Here is an 18,669-nt window from a genome sequence, read left to right on the forward strand (position 1 = left end):
AACGCAGGAAAAAAGGGAGGCGGAACGGGGCCGCCGGAAATACGGTCGCGGCAGGAAGAAGTGCCGAGTCATCATGACGACGTGATTCACGGACGCGACGGCTGGGCAGGAGTTGCCGCACCGCGCGGGCCGTGACTCGGCCCGCATGGGCCACCTACGAGAGGCAGAGGAAGATGGTCTACAGCAAGCAAGAGACGGCGGGCGCCCCGACGTGTTGTCACGCGGCCAGGTAATGCAGGATCCCGGTTGCGTCGACGCTTGATGTGAGGCTGTTTCCCATGTTCGATCCGGTCATAGCGCCCAGCGGAACCCTGCTCGGCCTGCTCCAGAGGGGCCGCGGCGACGGCACGCTGCACGCACTCACCGCTCCGCGGGCCGAAGCGCTCGCGGCACTCAACCACTGCGTTCTCAGGGACCCCCGCCACGACTGGCAGGTGGAGAACCGCTCCCTGTACTACGCCCGTCTCTACCTCGACCTGAACGGTGAGCTCGACGAGATCGAGCGGCACCTCTTCGACGCCGAGGACGTCCTGGACGACTGCGAGTCACGCACGGGGCTCGCCCTCGCCGTCCTCGGCCACCTCGCCTCCTACGGCAGGCGCGACGCGCTCGCCCTGCTGCGCAGGTACGCCGCGGTCGGCTCCAACTGGGCCTGGGCCCTGGACGAACTGGCCCTGCGCGACGACGACGCGGGCCTGCGCGCCCTCGCCGCCCCCGTGCTGGCCCGGTTCCCGGCCGATCCGGAGGGCGAGGCCGCCCTTGCCGCCGTCGTGCGCGACTCCTTCGAGCCACGGCCCTGGCGGCTGTGGGCCGACGACTCCCGCACGTCCATCGCCACCCGCGTACGCGCCGCCCAGGAGGCCGGGTCCTTCGACCGCTGGCAGCGCCAGATGCGACCCACCGGGCCCCGCCCCGGGTGGAGCGTCGAAGCCGTCTTCGCGTGGGCCCAGCAGGGCGTCGAACGCGGAGCCGCGCTGCACGTCCCCGCCGCCCGCTGCCTGACCGCCGTCGCCGGACCCGAGGACCGTCCCGAGATCGTCGGCGCCGCGCGTCACGGCTCGGAGGGCGCTCGCTGCACGGCCCTGCGCTATCTCGCCGACGGCAACGACCCCGAAGCCCTCGACCTGATCGAGGCGGCCGTCGCGGACGGTTCGACGCCCGTCGTCGACGCCGCCGTCGACGCCTTCGAACGGATGCGCAGCGTCGCCGCCGTCGACCGGGCGCGCGGCTGGGCCCACCGGCCCGACGCCCTGGGAGCCGCCGCGGGCCGCGTGCTCGCCTGCCGGGGCGGCGCACAGGACCGCGATCTCGTCCTGGGCGCGCTGCGCGAGGCGGTACGGGGCGAGGGCCCCGACGCACCGACCCTGTGGACCCTCGTGGACGGCGCCGGACGGCTCGGCATCGCCTGTGCCGCCCCCGTGCTGCGGCACATCTACCGGGAGACCGCGTCGTCGCATCTGCGGCAGCGCGCCGCCCGTGCCCTCGCCGTCACGGATCCCTCCTTCCCCGCCGGCTTCGCCGTCGAGTGCCTCTGGGACTGCGAGGAGACCACCCGGGAGACCGCCGCACGGCACGCCGAGACCGGCGACGCGCGCGTGGTCGACCAGCTCCGCCGGCTGGCGGCGGATCCGGCCGAGGAGGCCGAGGTCCAGACAGCCGTACGGAGCCGGATCGGGCCCGACATGCCGGCCGTATGAACGTTCGGTGACCCGGGAGTCAGGAGCGCGTGGACGGGGGCTGACCTGCCCGGGGGCGGAGCGCAACGCTCACGGGACGTTCATCGTTCGCATAGATCGACGTTGACGCGGCCACGTCCAGCGGGGCGAGAACACCCGTATGCGTGTCGTCATCGTGACCGAATCCTTTCCCCCCGATGTGAACGGCGTGGCCCACTGCGCGCTCCAGACCGCCCGGCACCTCGTCGATCGCGGTCACGCTCCCCTCGTCGTCGCTCCCGCTGTCTCCCCCAAGTTCTCGGCCTCCCCCGACCAGGGAGGCGCCCCCACCGGGAACGGGCCCGACGCCCTCGCGCCGTGCCCGGTCGTCCGTGTCCCCTCCATCCCGCTCCCGGGCTACCCCCAGGTCCGCGTCGCCCTCCCGAGCCGGCGCGTCGCCGCGGCCATCACCGAGCACCGCGCCGACATCGTCCACCTGGCCAGCCCCTTCATCCTCGGCGTCCGCGGCATGGCGGCCGCCTCCCGGCTCGGCATCCCCGCCGTGGCCGTCTACCAGACCGACCTCGCCGGCTACGCCCGCACGTACATCAGCGCGGGTGAGGCCACCGCGTGGCGGCGCATCCGCTCGGTGCACGCCGCGGCCGACCGGACCCTCGCCCCCTCCAGCGCGGCCCTGTACGACCTGGAGGCGCACGGTGTGCCCCGGGTGCGGCTGTGGGCGCGCGGCGTCGACACGGCCCGGTTCCGCCCCGGCCGACGTGACGAGGCACTGCGCCGCGAACTCGCGCCGAACGGCGAGGTGATCGTCGGCTACGTCGGCCGGCTCGCCCCCGAGAAGCACATCGAATTGCTCTCCGGCGTCTGCGGACTCGACGGCGTCCGCGTCGTCGTGGTGGGCGACGGACCGAGCGAGACCACCCTGCGCGGCGCGCTCCCCGGCGCGGTCTTCCTCGGCCGGCGCACCGGCCACGAACTCGCCCGGATCTTCGCCTCGCTGGACGTCTTCGCGCACACCGGCCCCTTCGAGACCTTCTGCCAGACCGTGCAGGAGGCCATGGCCAGCGGAGTCCCCGTCGTCGCGCCCGCCGCGGGAGGCCCCCTCGACCTGGTCGACCACGGGCGCACCGGGCTGCTGGTCCCGCCGCGCGACGCCGACGCCGTACGGGAGGCGGTGCGCACCCTGGCCGCCGATCCCGGGCTGCGCGCGGCCTACGGCGCCGCCGGACACGCCACGGTCGGAGGCCGCACCTGGGCCGCCGTCGGCGACCAGCTCATCGGCCACTACGAGGACGTGCTCTCCGCGCGGAAGCTGGTGGCGGCATGAGTCTGCGGATCGTACGGCTCGCCAACTTCGTCGCCCCCTCCTCCGGAGGACTGCGCACCGCCCTGCGGGAGCTGGGAGCCGGTTACCGGCAGGCCGGCCACGAACCGGTCCTCGTCGTCCCCGGCGAGCGCGCGAGCGACCGCGACACCGGGCAGGGGCGGGTGATCACCCTGCCCGGCCCGCTGCTGCCCGGCACCGGCGGCTACCGCGTCCTCACCGACAGGCGGCGCCTCGCCCGGCTCCTGGAGTCGCTCGCCCCCGACCGCCTGGAGGTCTCGGACCGCACCACCCTGCGCTGGACCGGGGTCTGGGCACGGCGGGCCCGGGTGCCCGCCGTGATGGTCTCCCACGAGACCGCCGACGGCGTCCTGCGCACCTGGGGACTGTCCGAGACGCTGGCCCGGCGGACCGCCGACGCCCTCAACGTCCGCACCGCGCACTCCTACGCGCGCGTGGTGTGCACCACCGAGTTCGCCGAGCGCGAGTTCGTACGGATCGGCGCCCGCAACGTCGTACGCGCCCCCCTCGGCGTCGACCTGGTGGACCGGCACCCCGCCCTGCGCGACCCGGCCCTGCGCGCCCGCCACGCCCGCCCGGACCAGGTCCTGCTCGTCATGTGCTCCCGCCTGTCCGTCGAGAAGCGCCCCGGCACGGCGCTCGACGCGCTGGAGGCGCTGCTGCGGCGCGGTGAGCGGGCGGTGCTCGTCGTCGCCGGGGACGGGCCGCTCAGGGCCCGTCTCGAGCAGCGCGCCCGCGAGCGCGGGCTGCCCGTCACCTTCCTCGGGCACGTCGCCGACCGCGCCCTGCTCGGTTCCCTCCAGGCCTCGGCGGACGTGTGCCTGGCACCCGGGCCGGCGGAGACCTTCGGGCTCGCCGCCCTGGAGGCCATGGCCTGCGGCACCCCGGTCGTCGCCAGCGCGCACTCCGCGCTGCCGGAGATCGTCGGCTCCGCCGGAGCGACCGCCGCCGACAGCGGGGACTCGTTCGCGGACGCGGTGGGGCTGCTGCTCGGCCGCGCCGAGAACGAACGCAGGCAGGCCGCACGCGCGCGTGCCGAGTGCTTCGGCTGGGACGCCGCCGTGACGGGCTTCCTCGCCGCGCACGACGCCGTGGCCCTGAACCGCCCGCGTCTCCAGGAGGGCGTGGCATGAGACCGGTGCGGTTCGTCGCCCTCGGGGACTCCCTCACGGAAGGCGTGGGCGACCCCGTGGGGGACCGGTGGCGCGGATGGGCCGAACTGCTCGCCCCGGGGCTCGCCCCCGCGGACGCGCCCGTGCGGTTCACCAACCTCGCGGTCAGCGGGGCGCAGACACGGGACGTCCTCGAACGGCAGACACCGGCGGCGCTCGCCCTGGAGCCCGACATCGTCTCCGTCGTGATCGGCGTCAACGACACCCTGCGGTACACCTTCGACATCCGCTCGGTGGCCGAGCGGCTCGACACCGTGTACGCGGCGTTCCGCGCGCGGGACACCGTCGTCCTGACGGCCTGTCTCCCGGACCCCGGCTCGATGCTCGGGCTGCCGGGAGCGCTAGCCCGCCCGCTGGCCCGGCGTCAGCACGCGGTCAACGCGGTGGTGCACGCGCTCTCGAAGCGGCACGGGGCGATGCATCTGCACGCGGCCGAGGAGGACTGGATCGAGGACCGCGCGGTGTGGAGCGCCGACCGGCTGCACCCGGGGGAGCTGGGGCACCGTCAACTGGCCCTGCGCTTCCACGAGCTGCTCGCCGAGGAGGGCGTCGCCGACGGGCGCGTCCCGTCCGCCGAGGCGGAGTTCCCTCCGCCGACCCGCACCGCGAGCCTGCTGTGGCTGGCCACGGCGGGAACGGGCTGGGTGGCCAGGCGCTGCACGGACCTGCTGCCGCAGTTGCTCACCCTCGCCGCGTCCGAGGTGCGCCACCGCGCGCGGGGCACCAGCGCCCGCCTCGACCTCAGCGCGTCGCACGCCGTCGCGTCCGCCCTGGCGGCCCTGTCGGTGGCCGAACGGCCGGACGTGGCCTGACGGGCGCGCGGGTGACGGGTGTACGGGTGCCGGGTGTGCGGGTTCTGGGCGTGCGGGTTCCGGGCGTGCGGGTTCCGGGCGTTCCGCCGGGCGGGGCCCGGGCACCGGTCGTAGGGACCGGTGCCCGCCCCTCCCGCGGGCGCGGGGCCCGGGCGGCCTCAGCGGCGGCGGACCGCCAGGAACCGCACCGGGGTTCCCGGGACCGCCTGGGCGGCCGCCGGGAGGTCGGCGGGACGGACGACCGCGATCACCGGGTACCCCCCGGTGGTCGGGTGGTCGGCGAGGAAGACGACCGGGCGGCCGTCGGGCGGCACCTGGACGGCACCCAGCACCAGCCCCTCACTGGGGAGTTCGCCGGAGACGGCCCTTTCCAGCGACGGCCCTTCCGTACGCAGGCCGATGCGGTTGCTCGCCGACGAGACCCGGTAGAGGCGCGTGGTGAGCGTCCGCAGGGCCGGTCCGGTGAACCAGTCGTCGCGCGGGCCGAGCGTCACGCGCAGGACCAGCTCGGCGGGCGGGGCGCGGTGCGGCACGACGTCCACGCGCGCGTGGAGGGCGCCGGGACTCCCCAGGGGGAGCACCGCGCCGTCCGTCAGCGGTGGCGGGCCGAGCCCCGAGAGAAGGTCGGTCGAGCGGCTGCCGAGCACCGGATCGACCGCCACCCCGCCGGACACGGCCACGTAGCTCCGTAGCCCCGCGCGCGCGGAACCGATGTCCAGGAGGGCCCCCGCGGGCACCCGGACCGGAGCCCCCCAGGCGGCCGGACGGCCGTCCACCCGCACCGGACAGGGCGCTCCCGTCACGGCCACGGTGACCGTCGAACGGGGGCGCAGGGAACAGCCGTCGACCGTCGTCTCCAGCACGGCCGCCCCGGCGGGGTTGGCGACGAGCCGGTTGGCCAGCGCCGCCGCGGGCGCATCGAGCGCCCCGGAGCGCGGTACGCCGAGATGGGCGTGGCCGGGCCGTCCCTGGTCCTGGACGGTGGTCAGGGCACCGGCCCGCACCACCGACAGGGCCCGGTCGCTCATGAACACCTCTCCGGCACGAAGCGCACCCGCGCGCCGGGTGCCAGCAGCGCGGCCGGCACGCGCGCGTGGTCCCACAGCATCGCCTCCGTCGTCCCGATCAGCTGCCAGCCGCCCGGAGAACTGCGCGGGTACACACCGGTGTACGGGCCCGCCAGCGCCACGGAGCCCGCGGGCACCGCCGTGCGCGGGGTCGCCCGGCGCGGCACGTCGTACCGCGCCGGCAGTCCCGTGAGATAGCCGAAGCCGGGTGCGAACCCGCAGAAGGCGACCCGGAACTCGGCCGCGGCGTGGATCTCCGGCACCTCGCCCGGTGCCACCCCCCAGTGGGCCGCCACATCCGCCAGGTCGGGTCCGTCGTACCGTACGGGGATCTCGACGGTGGTCTCCGCGCGCGTGTCCAGCGGGGGGATCTCCCAGCCGGGCAGCAGTTCCGCGAGCCGGCCGGGGTCGTCGAGGCCGTCCAGGAGCACCGTGCGGGCCGCCGGGACGATCTCCCGTACGGACAGCGAGCCCGCCGCGCGGCGCCGCAGCAACTCGGCGTGCAGCGCCTGGGCGGCCTCCCCCGAGGAGACCTCCACCAGCAGCGCCCGCTCGCCCACGGGCAGGACCTTCACACCGCCCCCGTCCACGCCGTCGCCGGCCGGCACCGGGGCGCTGCCACGCCCGGTGGCCGTGCCGCTCACGCGAACGCCTCCACGCGCACGCCCGAGGACTCCAGGCGCGCCCGCACCCGGCGGGCCAGGTCCACCGCCCCCGGCGTGTCCCCGTGCAGGCACAGGGAACGCGCCCGGACCGGAACGCGCTCCCCGGAACGGGCGGTGACCGTCCCGGAGTGTGCCAGTCCCAGTGAGCGCTCGACGACGGCCTCGGCCTCCGTGATCACCGCGCCCTCCTGGGTACGCGGCACCAGGGTGCCCTCCTCGGTGTACGCGCGGTCCGCGAACGCCTCGGGGACGACGGGCAGTCCGGCCCCCTCGGCGATCTTCAGGAAGCGCGAGGACGGCAGGCCGAGCACCGGCAGCCCGGCCCCCGCGAGCCGGACACCGTCCACGACCGCCGCCGCCTGCTCCTCGTCGTGCACGACCCGGTTGTAGAGCGCGCCGTGCGGCTTGACGTACGCCACCCGTGAGCCCGCCGCGCGCGCGAAGACCTCCAGGGCGCCGATCTGGTAGGCCACTTCGGCCGCCAGCTCGTCGGACGGCACGTCCATCGCCCGCCGCCCGAACCCCGCCAGGTCACGGTAGGAGACCTGGGCGCCGATCCGTACGCCCCGCTCCGCCGCCAGCTCGCACACCCGCCGCATGGTGGCCGCGTCCCCGGCGTGGAAACCACAGGCCACGTTGGCGCTGGTCACGACGGACAGCAGCCGTTCGTCGTCGGTCAGCCGCCAGCGGCCGAAGCCCTCGCCGAGATCGGCGTTGAGATCGATGGGGGTCATGGGCTGCCGTTCCTCCTCCTCCGGCCCGTTCAGGCCACTCGGTACTGCTCGTCCCGCGTGTCCGTGATGAACATCCGGCCGGGCGCGTGGGTGATCGCGAACGGCGGACGCGACGCCATCACGGCCGCCTGGGGCGTGACTCCGCACGCCCAGAACACCGGGATGTCGCCCGGAGCCGCGACCACCGGATCGCCGAAGTCCGGTCGCGACAGGTCCTCGATGCCGAGCCCCGACGGATCCCCGCAGTGGACCGGACTGCCGTGCACGGCCGGCAGCAGACTGCTCTCCCGGATCGCCGTGCTCAGGTGCTCGGGCGGCACCGGACGCATCGAGACGACCATGGGGCCGCGCAGCCGTCCCGCGGGCCGGCACTGACGTGCCGTCACGTACATCGAGACGTTGCGGCCCTGCTCGATGTGCCGCATCGGGACGCCCGCCGAGCTCAGCGCCCACTCGAAGGTGAAGCTGCACCCGATCAGGAACGACACCAGGTCGGACCGCCAGTGGTCCACGACGTCCGTGGGCTCGGCCACCAACTCGCCGTCTTCCCAGACCCGGTAGCCCGGCAGATCGGTGCGCAGATCGGCGCCCGGGGCGAGGACCGTGGTCCAGGACCCGGCGTCGGTGACGTCGAGGACCGGACACGGCTTCGGGTTGCGCTGGCAGAACAGCAGCATCTCGTACGCCCAGTCGGCGGGCACCGACACGAGGTTGGCCTGGGCGTGGCCCGCGGCGATCCCGGCCGTGGGGACCGACAGCCCCGAACGGAACCGCCTACGGGCCTTTTCGGGGGTCCACGCGCGCGCGTGGCCGGGGGTCTTCAGCGGGCTCGCCGAGCCGTCCCCGGGGAGGGCGGGCCGCCGGACCTGGACGGTGTCGTTCACAGGAGCTCCTTGCCGCGCGTCTCGGGCAGTCCGGTCAGGGCGAGGGCGGCGAGGGCGTATCCGATCGCGCCGAAGACCAGCGCTCCGCCCACGCCCCAGCTGTCGGCCAGGAAGCCGACCGTGGTGGGGAAGGCGGCACCCACGGCCCGCCCGGTGTTGTACGCGAAGCCCTGTCCCGTGCCCCGCACCGCCACCGGGTACAGCTCGCTGAGGAACGAGCCGAAGCCGCTGAAGATCGCCGACATGCAGAAGCCGAGGGGGAAACCGAGCACCAGGAGAAGGGTGTTGGCGCCGCTCGGGATGTTCGCGTAGGCGAGGATGCAGGCCGCGGACAGGACCGCGAAGAGCAGGATGTTGCGTTTGCGGCCCAGCCTGTCGGTGAGGAGACCGCCGGTGAGGTAGCCGAGGAAGGCTCCGGAGATCAGGAGCGTCAGATAGCCGCCTGTGCCGACGACGGACAGTCCGCGTTCCGTCTTCAGATAGGTGGGCACCCAGGTCGCCAGCGTGTAGTAACCGCCCTGGACACCGGTGGAGAGCAGGACCGCGAAGACGGTGGTGCGCAGCAGGCCCGGCGCTCCGGCCGTGCCGGGCTTGAAGATCGCGGTGAACGATCCTCTGTCCGTGCTCTTCTCGCGGGCCGCGGCCGCCTCGGGGGCGTCGCGCACCTCGCGCCTGACCCAGACCACGAGCAGTGCGGGCAGCGCGCCGGTCCAGAACATCACGCGCCAGGCGAGGTCGCCGTCCAGGTACTGGAAGACCAGCGTGTAGACGAGCACCGCCAGGCCCCAGCCGACCGCCCAGGCGCTCTGGACCGCGCCGAGGGTGCGCCCCCGGTGCCGCGGGCTCGCGTACTCGGCGACCAGGACCGCGCCGACCGCCCACTCGCCGCCGAAGCCGAGGCCCTGGAGGGCGCGGAACACCAGCAGCGTCTCGTAGTTCGGCGCGAAGCCGCAGGCCACGGTGAACACCGCGTAGGTGATCACCGTGATCATCAGCGCCTTGACCCGCCCGATGCGGTCCGCGATCACGCCCGCGACCGCGCCGCCGACGGCGGACACGACCAGGGTGACCGTGGTGAACAGCCCTGTCTGGCCGCTGTCGAGGCCGAAGTAGGCCGCGAGGGCGACCATGCTCAGCGGCAGGGTGAAGTAGTCGTACGAGTCGAGGCCGTAGCCGCCGAACGCGCCGCCGAACGCGCGCCGGCCTCGCGGGCCGAGCGCGCTCAGCCAGCCGAACGCGCCTTCCCGGGAGCCGGGTTCACCCGGGGCGGACGACGTGCCGGGGGACAGGGCCTGGGGTGGAGGGGTCGTGCTCATGGGCACCTCGCAGTGAGGGACGGAGAGTGCATGAGGACTGAGCCGGGCCGTGCGGAAGCCTTCGGGCGCCCGGCAGTTCGGGGTGCAACGGAGAGCGCCTGACCGACAAGGTAGAGGATCGTTGAACGATCCCTCAATACCCGTGTTGTTTCGTTCTTCTCTCTGCGGTTGAATTCCGGGCATGGCAGAGCTGACGGAACTGGCCGACGACCGTGCCCTGTTGGGCCGCACCAGCACCGCCGAGCGGGTCTCGGACATCCTCAGGAGCCGGATCGCCGACGGCTTCTTCCCACCCGGGACGCGGCTGTCGGAGGACAGCATCGGCGGCGCCCTCGGGGTCTCGCGCAACACGCTGCGCGAGGCGTTCCGGCTGCTCACGCACGAGCGGTTGCTGGTGCACGAGCTCAACCGGGGGGTCTTCGTACGGGTCCTCACCGTCGAGGACGTCGAGGACATCTACCGCACCCGGTCCCTCGTCGAGTGCGCCGTGGTCCGCGGACTAGGCGATCCGCCCTACGCCGTGGAGGGGATCGACAGAGCCGTCTCCGAGGGGCAGCGGGCCGCGCGCGAAGGTGACTGGAAAGGTGTGTCGACCGCCAACATCCACTTCCACCGCGAGCTGGTCGCCCTCGCCGGCAGCGCCCGTACGGACGAGGTGATGCGCAGCGTCTTCGCGGAGCTGCGTCTCGCCTTCCACGTCGTGGACGACCCCCAGCGGCTCCACGAGCCCTACCTCGCGCGCAACAACGAGATCCTCCGGACCCTGAAGGACGGCGACCGCGACGGCGCGGAGCGTCTCCTCGCGGCCTACCTCGACGACTCGCTCACGGGCCTCGTCGAGGTGTACGGACGCCGGGTCGCGGACGGGGGAGAGGGCACGGGTTCGGGCTGACGCGGCGGGTGCCGCCCGGGCCGGTGGCTGACCAGGCGGCTTGGTGACGCTTCGGTGAGCCCGGCCTGGGGGCGTGATGTGTGGGATCGATGTGTGGGATCGGACACGTGGGCCGACGCCGTGTCGTCGGCCCACGTGAGGCGGCCGCGCGGGTGCCCCGCCGGCCCTGGGCGGCTGCGGCGGTGCCAGGGTCGGCGCCGGCTCGGGGCGTCGACGGTTTGCGGGGGTCCGGGCCTGGCGTCGGCGTCGGTTCGTGGGCCGGTCGGGGTGGTGGTCGCGCGTGGTCGGCCGGGGCGAGGCGGCCGTGGCGGTGCCCGAGCCGTGGTCGGCTCGGGGTGGCGACGGGGTTCGGGGGCGCAGGGGCCGATGGTTTGCGAGGGCCGGGCCCGGCGCCGACGGCCGGTTCGGTGCCTGGCCGGGGACGGCGGTCGCACGCGTGGTCGGCCGGGGCGGGGCGGCCGGCGGTGTCCGAGTCGAGGTCGGCTCGGGGGCGGCGACGGGGTGTGGGGGCGCGGGCCGCGACGGGTCGTGGGGGCGGGGTCCGGTCCCGTGGCGGACGCGGGCCCTTGCCGCGGGGTGTGCGGCCGGCCGGGACGGCGGGTTCGTGGGGCGGCCGGGGCCGCGGTCGCTTCTGCGCCGTTTCGACCGTTGTCGGACCGAGGACCTAGTCTGTGCACCGTGACTTCGCCAGCATCGACGGACAGCGTTCCGCCCCAGTTCAGCGCGGGGCCGCGCCCGGCGCCGGGCCCGGCCGCCGACGAGGGCCTGGCGCGGCGGCTGCGCGCGCTCGCGTGCACCGCGCCGCTGCACGACCTGGACGTGCGCAAGGCGAACCTGGCGGGCGAGTACACGGTGTACGGCATGGCCGAGGTCGCCCTCGCCGCCATCGATCTCGTCACACTGAACATGGATTTCGACACGGGTGCCGACCACGACCAGATAGTGGCCAGGCTCATCCCGCGCATCGCCGCCCAGGCCCCCGGCCGGCCCGTCGCCGAGCACGAGCGCGTGGCCCGGTGGGTCCTGGAGAACCTGATCAACGTCGGCAGCGTCGACCGGGGCTTCCGGGCCGTGTACGGCACCTTCGCGCCCGACGGCACCTACGTCCGCCGCGACTACGACTTCAAGCTGATCGAGGAAGTGCCCGGCTACGGAGGTGGCGTCTACCTCCGTACGACCGACGAGGCTGTCAACGTCCTCGTCGGCGCCCTCGACACCGACGTCACCAGCGCGCAGATCGCCGCCGAGGTCAAGCTGGAGGTGCTGATCAGCCGCGGCCGGCTGGCCGACGCGCAGCTCGCCGCCGAGCAGGCCCGCTACCGCACCGTCCAGTACGCGGAGACCCTGCGCAAGGCCCTCGACGCCACCCGGCGCAACGTCCGGGCCGTCGACTGGCTCCAGGCCGTGCCCGACATGATCGCCGAGGCCCTGGACCACGTGGCCGACCGGTACCGCCACGAGAACGCGATCCTCACGAACATCCGCAAGGCCCGCGACGAGTCCGAGGACCCCGAGCAGAAGCGGCGCGCGGCCGAGCTCGTCGACATAGTCAAGGACTGCATCCGCCGGCACACCCAGCTCCAGTCCCGCCTCCTGGAGGCCGGGCCGCTGTTCCGCGCCGAGCAGGACCGGCAGGCCTTCGGCACCCCCATGACGACCTCGGGGATCGACCTCTACGGCCACCTCGTCGCCCCGGTGCTGCCGCTGCCGGTGGAGCAGGCGCTGCGCGTCACCGACGCCTTCTTCAAGCAGGGGACGGGCCTGCGCACCCCCGTCGCCGTACGGGTCGCGGACCTCGTCGACCTCCTGCTGACACCGCCGCTGGAGCGCGAGCACCTCGGCGCGGAGATGCCCGAGCCCGACCTGATCGCCACACCGGACGACAGCCGCTTCAGCGAGGAGCAGCTAGCCTCCGCCAAGGACCTGCTGAACCTGCCGCCCGACGCACCGCGCAGGCTGTCCGGACTGCTCGCGGAGGCCCGCCGCAGCGATCCCGAGCTGCCCTATCTGGTGGCTCTGCTGGCCGTGCACGCCGCGAGTCCGCCGGTCGGAACCGCCTACCGGCAGGGCGAGGAGCGCCTGCTGTTCGCCGTGGACGACGGGACCGAGCTGGACGACCCGGAATTCGGCGGGGCCGATCTGATCGTCGGCATGGCGCTGCTCGACGCGGCGGGAATGAAGGCGGACCGGGCATGAACCGTCCACCACGACAGGCCGCGCGCGGCGGGACGCCCCGGCTCCCGGAGCCGCGCCGCACGGGTCGCACCGGCCGCACCGGTCGGGGGGAACCACACGCCGGTCCCGCGGCGCCGTGCCCCGCGAAGAACCACGCCCGTTCGGTGGGGCCTCAGGCTCGTTCGGTGAGGCCGCACACAAGTACTTCGCAGGTGCGCGCCTCCGGTCCGCGAGCCCCGCACGGGACGCCCGTCCGTCCCGGCGCACGTACCCTCGTCCTTTCGAACAAGGAGTCCCAGCCGTGACCGAGCACGTCGAGTGGAGTGAACCGGAGGCCACCGCCGCACCGGCGAACGCCCCCGTCACACCTGCCGACGCCGCCGACGCGGCGCGGCTCGTCGCCTTCGGGCTGCAGCCCAAACTGCAGCCCGCGCGCGACCAGGAGTACACCGAGCTGCTGCGCCGCTACCGCGAGGACCCGCCCTTCGCGCGGCTCGCCGACGCGGTGGCCGCCGGCCTCGGCCTCGTCGTCCTCGAGGTGTCCCCGCGCGCGGGGATGGCGGTGACCGCCGCCGAGGACTCGGTCTTCGCCGTCCGCATGGGCGACTACGCGCGCCGCGCCTCGACCGACTCCGGGGACCGGTTCCTGCACGGACTCGCCCACCTCGCCGTGGCGGCCCTGGCCTTCCCCCGCCCCGAGGACCTCGCCGACGACGGATACATCGGGCGCGTCTCGGTCAACGGCGTCGACGCGTTCGTACGCCAGGCCTGCCGGCGCCTGGAGGAGCGGGCCGAGGAGACCGGCGAGAACACCGACCCGGCGACCGACGCCCCCGGACTGGAGGCGGCCTGGCGGATCTGGGCACGGCGCAGCTCCACCGGAGCCACCAAGGACGCGCGAAGACTGGCCGGCTCGACGACGGGCATCATCGCCAAGGCCGTCGCCTTCCTCACGGACTCCGGATTCCTCCAGCGCACCGGCGACGACGCCGGCGGGACGTACCGGACGACGGCCCGCTATCAGCTCCAGGTCCGCGACATGGCGGGCAGCGCGGCCATGGCCGAACTGCTGGAACTGGGCATCGTCCCGGTGACGGACGGCACGGCGAGCCTGCTGCCCGCCGAGAACACCGACGACCTGGAGCTCGTGGCCGGAGCCGGACTTCCGTTCCACTCCTGACGTCCGCCCGCCCTCCCGGGCTCCCCCTCACGACCTCACCCCTTTCGACTACGAGAGTCCGCCGCCATGTACGAGCTGTCCCGGGTCCGCCTCTACTCCATCGGGCCCGCCGGTGCGCGTTACGCCGACACCGTGCTGGACCTGCGGGGAGTCGGCGCGCCCGTGCCCGACCCGGCGCCCACCCAGGCGGAGTTCTTCGAGGAGGAGCCGGTCGGCCCGCCGCGCAGGCCCGCGCCCGCCGGAGTGCTCTTCCTGGAGAACGGCGGCGGCAAGTCGGTCCTGCTCAAGCTGATCTTCTCGGTCATGCTCCCCGGCCACCGCAACACCCTGGGCGGCGCCAGCTCCGGCGTGCTGCGCAAGTTCCTGCTCGCCGACGACTGCGGACACGTAGCGCTGGAGTGGCAGCACACCCTGACCGGCGAGTGCGTCGTGGTCGGCAAGGCGAGCGAGTGGCGCGGTCGGCAGGTCTCCAACGACCCCCGGAAGTTCGCCGAGGCCTGGTACTCGTTCCGGCCTGGCCCCGGGCTCAGCCTGGACAACCTGCCCGTCGCCGAGGCCACTTCGGTACGGCCGCCCGTCGAGGGCGTCTCCGGGGCGCAGGGCCGGCGGCGCACCATGAAGGGCTTCCGCGACGCGATCACCGAGGCCGGCAAGGCCTACCCGCACCTGGAGGTGCACTGGGAGGAGATCCACGACCGCTGGAACGAACACCTCGGCGACCTGGGCCTCGACCCCGAACTCTTCCGCTACCAGCGGGAGATGAACGCCGACGAGGGCGAGGCCGCAGGCCTCTTCGCGGTCAAGAAGGACTCCGACTTCACCGATCTGCTGCTGCGCGCGGTCACCGACACCCGCGACACCGACGGGCTCGCCGACCTCGTCGGCGGCTTCGGCAACAAGCTGGGGCGACGCGCCGAACTGATCGCCGAGCGCGACTTCACCGCCGGTTCCGTCGACCTGCTCGGCCGGATCGTCGACGCCGCCGGCGCACGGGCCCGCGCGCGTGAGATCCACACGGGCGCCGAGCGACGGACGAGGACGCTGGCCCGCCGGCTGTCCGCGCGGGCCGTGCAGGAGCGCGTGCGCGCCGGTGAGCTCGCCCAGCGCGTGACCGCCGCCGCGTACGCCGTCACCCACGCCGAGGGCGCCCGTGAGCGCAGCGCCCTGATCGCCGCCGAACTCGCCTACCGGCACGCCTCGCTGGCCCTCGCCGGCGCCGAGAAGTCCGCCGCCGCGCAGAAGCGCGAACTCGCCGACGCGCGTACCCTGCACTCCGCCTGGCAGGCGGCCGAGGCCGTACTGCGCCACCGTGCCGCCGCCGACCGCTCCACCCGCGTCGCCGCCGCCATCCGCGAGGCCGAACGCGACGCCGCCCCCGCGCTCGCCGCCCGCGCCACGGCCGCGGTCGACCTCGTCCGTGCGCTGCACCGGGCCGCCGAGGGCGCCGAGTCGCTGGCCAACGAGGAGGAGGAGCGGTCCGCCGGTCTCCAGGAGGCCGGCGAGACGGCGTACGCGGACTCGACGGCCGCCGCCACCGCCGCGCAGCGCGCCCGCAGCGAGATCGGGCACCTGCGTCAGCGGCTGGCCGAGGTCGAACAGGAGACCGCCGAGGCGGTCCGGGCCGGCTGGCTCGACGACAGCGCCCCGGACGCCGACCCGGCCCGCGCCGCCCTCGCCGCCAGCGACGCGGAGAAGACGGCCGTCGCCGCCTGGGACACCGCGCGCGAGGCCTCACGGCGCGCCGCCGACCACGCACGGGAAGCGGCGTCCGCCGAGTCCCGCGCCGAGCTGACGGCCGCCCGCGCGGCGGACGCGGCGACGGCCGCGGAGCGCTCGCACGAGGCGGAGCGGCGCACGGCCGAAGCGCTGGCGCAGGAGGAACGGCTCGCGGAACTGCTGAGCCTGCCGGGCACCGACGCCCGCCGTGGTGTTCCCCAGCCGCGCCGCGACGAGGACTCCGACGCCCCGGCCGGCTCGCCCGCCGGGGCACCGCTGGCTCCCGAAGAGCTCGACCGGTACGCCGACGACGTCCGCGGACTTCTCGACGAGACCGTCGCCTCCGCCGAGCGGCAGCTCTTCGACCTGCGCACCGACGCCGCCGACGACGCCCGGATCCTCGGGGCGCTCGGCGACGGCGGCCTGCTGCCGCCCGGACCGGACGTCCTGGCCGCCGTCGAGTACCTCGGCGAGCACGGCATCCCCGCGCTGCCCGGATGGCGCTACCTCGCCCAGGCCGTCGCCCCCGTCGACCACGCGCGCGTCCTGGCCGCCCGGCCCGAACTCGTCGACGGCGTGATCATCACCGACCCGGACACCCACGCGCGGGCCCGCGAGGTCCTCGGCGACGCGGCGCTGCTGCCCCGCTCGGCGGTGGCGGTCGGCACGGCCGCCGCCCTGCTCGCCCCCACCCCGGCCGCCGACACGGACGAGGGCGGGGTCTTCCTCGTACCGCCGAACCCGGCCATGCACGACGAGCACGCCGCCGACGAGGAGCGCCAGGCGCTGCGCGCCCGGACCGGACTGCGGGACGAAGAGATCCGCACGCTCGCCGCCCGCCTCGGCAAGGACAGGGAGCTGGCCGCGCGCCTCGCCTCCTGGCGTACCGGCTGCCCCGCCGGCCGGCTCACCGAGCTGGCCGGCGCCGCCCGCGACGCGCGCGCGTTCGCGGAGGAGAGCGAGGCCGAGCTCGCCGAGGCACGCACCGTCCGGGCGGAGGCCGACGAGACGGCGGCCGAAGCGGCCCACGTGCGCGACGAGCGCCAGGAGGCCGCCCAGAAGGCCCGGCGCGCCGCCGACGCGCTCGCCGGACTCGCCTTCCGGCTGCGCGAACGCGCCGGATGGCAGGTCAAGCTCCGCGAACTCGCCGACGAGGCGGCCGAGTCGGAAGCCCGCGCCCAGGTGTGCCTGGAGCGCGCCCGCGCCGCCGACGAGGACCGCCGCGCCGCCCAGCGTGCCGCCGACGACGCCCGCCGCACGGCCCGCGCGCTGCGCGCCGAACGCGCGGAGATCGCCGGCGCCCCCGACGACGTGGCCCACGACGGGTCGGCGGCCGCCAAGGAGTCGCTGCCCGCCCTGCGCGAGGCCTACCGGGCCGCGTCGCAGCTCTACGAGAAGGTCGGCGTGGGTGCCGACCTGCGCGCCGAGCAGGCGCGGGCCGAGAGCGACGAGAGCGCGGCCCTCGCCGAGCTGGACCGGCTCAGCAACAAGGTCCGCACCCGCGCCGGGCAGCTCCTGGAGTCGCCGGACGGCTCGGACGGGCCCTCCCGGCAGGCCGCCGCGGCCCGGGCCGAGGAACTGGTGCAGCTCCTGGAGACCCGGATGTCGACCGCGAGCGAACAGCTCGGGCGGCTGCGCGGCGAGGCGGAGCGGCACGCGCCGGAGGAGGGCGAGGCGCACACCGAGCTGGCGGAGGATTTGGTTCCGGTCGACGCCGAGCAGGCCCAGGCCCTGCTGCGCACCGCGACGACCGAACTCGCCTCCCGCACCGAGGCGTTGAACCGCGCCCGCGAGGCACACGCGGAGTTCCTCGACGCCCACCGGTCCGCCGAGGACGCGGCCGGCGGCTTCGACGAGACGGCCGCGCTCCTGAGGGACCTGCTCCGCGAGCACGTCGACGAGGAGCAGGACGAGCCCGAGCCCTACCCGGGCACGCTCGAGGAGGCACGGCACTCCGCCGCGGAGAGCCGCCGCTCGCTGCGCGGCTGCGCCGCCGACCTGACCACGGCCGAGGCCGCCGTCCGCGAGGCGAGCGACATCCTCGTACGCCACGCCAACTCCACGCGCTACGAGCAGGTGCGCACCCCGGCCCGGCAGCAGATCCGCGAACTGCCCGCCTCCTCGCTCCCCGAGCACGCGCAGAAGTGGGCGGACGCCTTCGCGCCCCGACTGCGTGTGCTGACCGACGAACTGGCTCAGCTGGAGCGCAACCGGGACTCGATCGTCGACCGCCTGCGCGGGCTCGTCGAGTCCTCCCTCGCCACCCTTCGGTCCGCCCAGAGGCTGTCCCGGCTGCCGGAGGGACTGGGGGAGTGGTCGGGCCAGGAATTCCTCCGCATCCGCTTCGAGGAACCCGATCAGGCCACCCTCACCGAGCGGCTCGGCGAGGTGGTGGACGAAGCCACCCGCGCGGCGGTCAAGAAGAACTCCGACATGCGGCGCGACGGCATGTCACTGCTGCTGCGCGGAGTCGGTGCCGCGCTCCAGCCCAAGGGTGTCGCCGTCGAGATCCTCAAGCCGGACGCCGTGCTGCGCGCCGAACGCGTCCCCGTCGGACAGATGGGCGACGTGTTCTCCGGCGGTCAGCTCCTGACCGCCGCCATCGCGCTGTACTGCACCATGGCGGCGCTGCGCAGCAACGACCGGGGCCGTGACAAGCACCGGCACGCCGGCACCCTGTTCCTCGACAACCCCATCGGGCGCGCCAACGCGACGTATCTGCTGGAGCTCCAGCGAGCCGTATCGGACGCGCTCGGCGTCCAACTCCTCTACACCACCGGCCTGTTCGACACGACCGCGCTCGCCGAGTTCCCCCTCGTCATCCGGTTGCGCAACGACGCCGACCTTCGCGCCGGGCTGAAGTACATCAGCGTGGAGGAGCACCTGCGGCCGGGGTTGCCGCGCGAGGTGGCCGCCGGGGAGGCCGTGCACACCGAGATCACGGCTACACGGATGTTCAAGCGCCCGGCGCCGGTCACCCCGTAGCCACGGGCCCCGAGGTGGGGGAATCGCGTGTCGGCCTCGGCCGGCGACGCGGT

The 18,669-nt window shown here is 74.8% G+C and carries 13 protein-coding genes; 8 read left to right on the forward strand and 5 right to left on the reverse strand.

Features of this window, described 5'->3' with window-relative positions; all coding sequences use genetic code 11:
• Positions 1-278 precede the first annotated feature (278 nt).
• From ACFYYF_RS22580 to ACFYYF_RS22595, 4 genes are all read left to right on the forward strand, one after another.
• Positions 279-1,697: a HEAT repeat domain-containing protein gene (locus ACFYYF_RS22580; protein ID WP_388778338.1), complete on the forward strand. Its 1,419-nt coding sequence runs from the start codon at positions 279-281 to the stop codon at positions 1,695-1,697.
• A 139-nt stretch (positions 1,698-1,836) separates the two neighbouring features.
• Positions 1,837-3,000 (forward strand): glycosyltransferase family 4 protein, encoded by a 1,164-nt coding sequence (locus ACFYYF_RS22585; protein WP_388778341.1) that lies wholly within the window; start codon positions 1,837-1,839, stop codon positions 2,998-3,000.
• On the forward strand, positions 2,997-4,151 hold the full coding sequence (locus tag ACFYYF_RS22590) for a glycosyltransferase (protein WP_388778343.1): 1,155 nt from the start codon (positions 2,997-2,999) through the stop codon (positions 4,149-4,151). Before ACFYYF_RS22585 ends, ACFYYF_RS22590 begins: the two co-directional genes overlap by 4 nt.
• Positions 4,148-5,002 (forward strand): SGNH/GDSL hydrolase family protein, encoded by an 855-nt coding sequence (locus ACFYYF_RS22595; protein WP_388778346.1) that lies wholly within the window; start codon positions 4,148-4,150, stop codon positions 5,000-5,002. The genes ACFYYF_RS22590 and ACFYYF_RS22595 overlap by 4 nt, the downstream gene beginning before the upstream one ends.
• A 158-nt stretch (positions 5,003-5,160) precedes the next feature.
• Here the strand turns inward: ACFYYF_RS22595 and ACFYYF_RS22600 are convergent, their stop codons facing one another.
• The 5 genes from ACFYYF_RS22600 to ACFYYF_RS22620 all read right to left on the reverse strand — a co-directional run bounded on the left by ACFYYF_RS22600 (position 5,161) and on the right by ACFYYF_RS22620 (position 9,668).
• Positions 5,161-6,030: a biotin-dependent carboxyltransferase family protein gene (locus ACFYYF_RS22600; RefSeq protein ID WP_388778348.1), complete on the reverse strand. Its 870-nt coding sequence runs from the start codon at positions 6,028-6,030 to the stop codon at positions 5,161-5,163.
• Positions 6,027-6,644 (reverse strand): 5-oxoprolinase subunit PxpB, encoded by a 618-nt coding sequence (gene pxpB / locus ACFYYF_RS22605; protein WP_388778453.1) that lies wholly within the window; start codon positions 6,642-6,644, stop codon positions 6,027-6,029. Before pxpB ends, ACFYYF_RS22600 begins: the two co-directional genes overlap by 4 nt.
• 65 nt (positions 6,645-6,709) lie before the next feature.
• Positions 6,710-7,468 (reverse strand): LamB/YcsF family protein, encoded by a 759-nt coding sequence (locus ACFYYF_RS22610; RefSeq protein WP_388778350.1) that lies wholly within the window; start codon positions 7,466-7,468, stop codon positions 6,710-6,712.
• A 29-nt stretch (positions 7,469-7,497) separates the two neighbouring features.
• A complete protein-coding gene (locus tag ACFYYF_RS22615) occupies positions 7,498-8,292 on the reverse strand; it encodes a putative hydro-lyase (RefSeq protein ID WP_388778455.1) in 795 nt (264 codons plus the stop codon).
• Positions 8,293-8,348: 56 nt separating this feature from the next.
• Entirely contained in the window at positions 8,349-9,668 is a 1,320-nt protein-coding gene (locus tag ACFYYF_RS22620; protein WP_388778352.1) for an MFS transporter, read from the reverse strand.
• A gap of 181 nt (positions 9,669-9,849) precedes the next feature.
• On the opposite strand from ACFYYF_RS22620, the gene ACFYYF_RS22625 reads away from it, so the two are divergent.
• The 4 genes from ACFYYF_RS22625 (at position 9,850) to ACFYYF_RS22640 (ending at position 18,616) form a co-directional block, all read left to right on the forward strand.
• Entirely contained in the window at positions 9,850-10,560 is a 711-nt protein-coding gene (locus ACFYYF_RS22625; RefSeq protein WP_361688291.1) for a GntR family transcriptional regulator, read from the forward strand.
• A gap of 678 nt (positions 10,561-11,238) precedes the next feature.
• The gene (locus ACFYYF_RS22630) at positions 11,239-12,756 is read left to right on the forward strand and encodes a hypothetical protein (RefSeq protein ID WP_388778355.1); all 1,518 of its coding nucleotides are present in this window, start codon (positions 11,239-11,241) and stop codon (positions 12,754-12,756) included.
• Between the two features lie 280 nt (positions 12,757-13,036).
• On the forward strand, positions 13,037-13,915 hold the full coding sequence (locus ACFYYF_RS22635) for a hypothetical protein (RefSeq protein WP_361688297.1): 879 nt from the start codon (positions 13,037-13,039) through the stop codon (positions 13,913-13,915).
• A 66-nt stretch (positions 13,916-13,981) separates the two neighbouring features.
• Entirely contained in the window at positions 13,982-18,616 is a 4,635-nt protein-coding gene (locus ACFYYF_RS22640; protein ID WP_388778358.1) for a hypothetical protein, read from the forward strand.
• Positions 18,617-18,669 lie beyond the last annotated feature (53 nt).

Source organism: Streptomyces sp. NPDC001914 (assembly GCF_042891215.1).
Lineage (GTDB): Bacteria > Actinomycetota > Actinomycetes > Streptomycetales > Streptomycetaceae > Streptomyces.

What these genes read in the sequence shown, in the direction of transcription:
- ACFYYF_RS22580 (WP_388778338.1), top strand. Translation starts at nt 279, where the DNA reads ATGTTCGATCCGGTCATAGCGCCCAGCGGAACCCTGCTCGGCCTGCTC.
- ACFYYF_RS22585 (WP_388778341.1), top strand. Translation starts at nt 1,837, where the DNA reads ATGCGTGTCGTCATCGTGACCGAATCCTTTCCCCCCGATGTGAACGGC.
- ACFYYF_RS22590 (WP_388778343.1), top strand. Translation starts at nt 2,997, where the DNA reads ATGAGTCTGCGGATCGTACGGCTCGCCAACTTCGTCGCCCCCTCCTCC.
- ACFYYF_RS22595 (WP_388778346.1), top strand. Translation starts at nt 4,148, where the DNA reads ATGAGACCGGTGCGGTTCGTCGCCCTCGGGGACTCCCTCACGGAAGGC.
- ACFYYF_RS22600 (WP_388778348.1), bottom strand. Translation starts at nt 6,030, where the DNA reads ATGAGCGACCGGGCCCTGTCGGTGGTGCGGGCCGGTGCCCTGACCACC.
- ACFYYF_RS22610 (WP_388778350.1), bottom strand. Translation starts at nt 7,468, where the DNA reads ATGACCCCCATCGATCTCAACGCCGATCTCGGCGAGGGCTTCGGCCGC.
- ACFYYF_RS22620 (WP_388778352.1), bottom strand. Translation starts at nt 9,668, where the DNA reads ATGAGCACGACCCCTCCACCCCAGGCCCTGTCCCCCGGCACGTCGTCC.
- ACFYYF_RS22625 (WP_361688291.1), top strand. Translation starts at nt 9,850, where the DNA reads ATGGCAGAGCTGACGGAACTGGCCGACGACCGTGCCCTGTTGGGCCGC.
- ACFYYF_RS22640 (WP_388778358.1), top strand. Translation starts at nt 13,982, where the DNA reads ATGTACGAGCTGTCCCGGGTCCGCCTCTACTCCATCGGGCCCGCCGGT.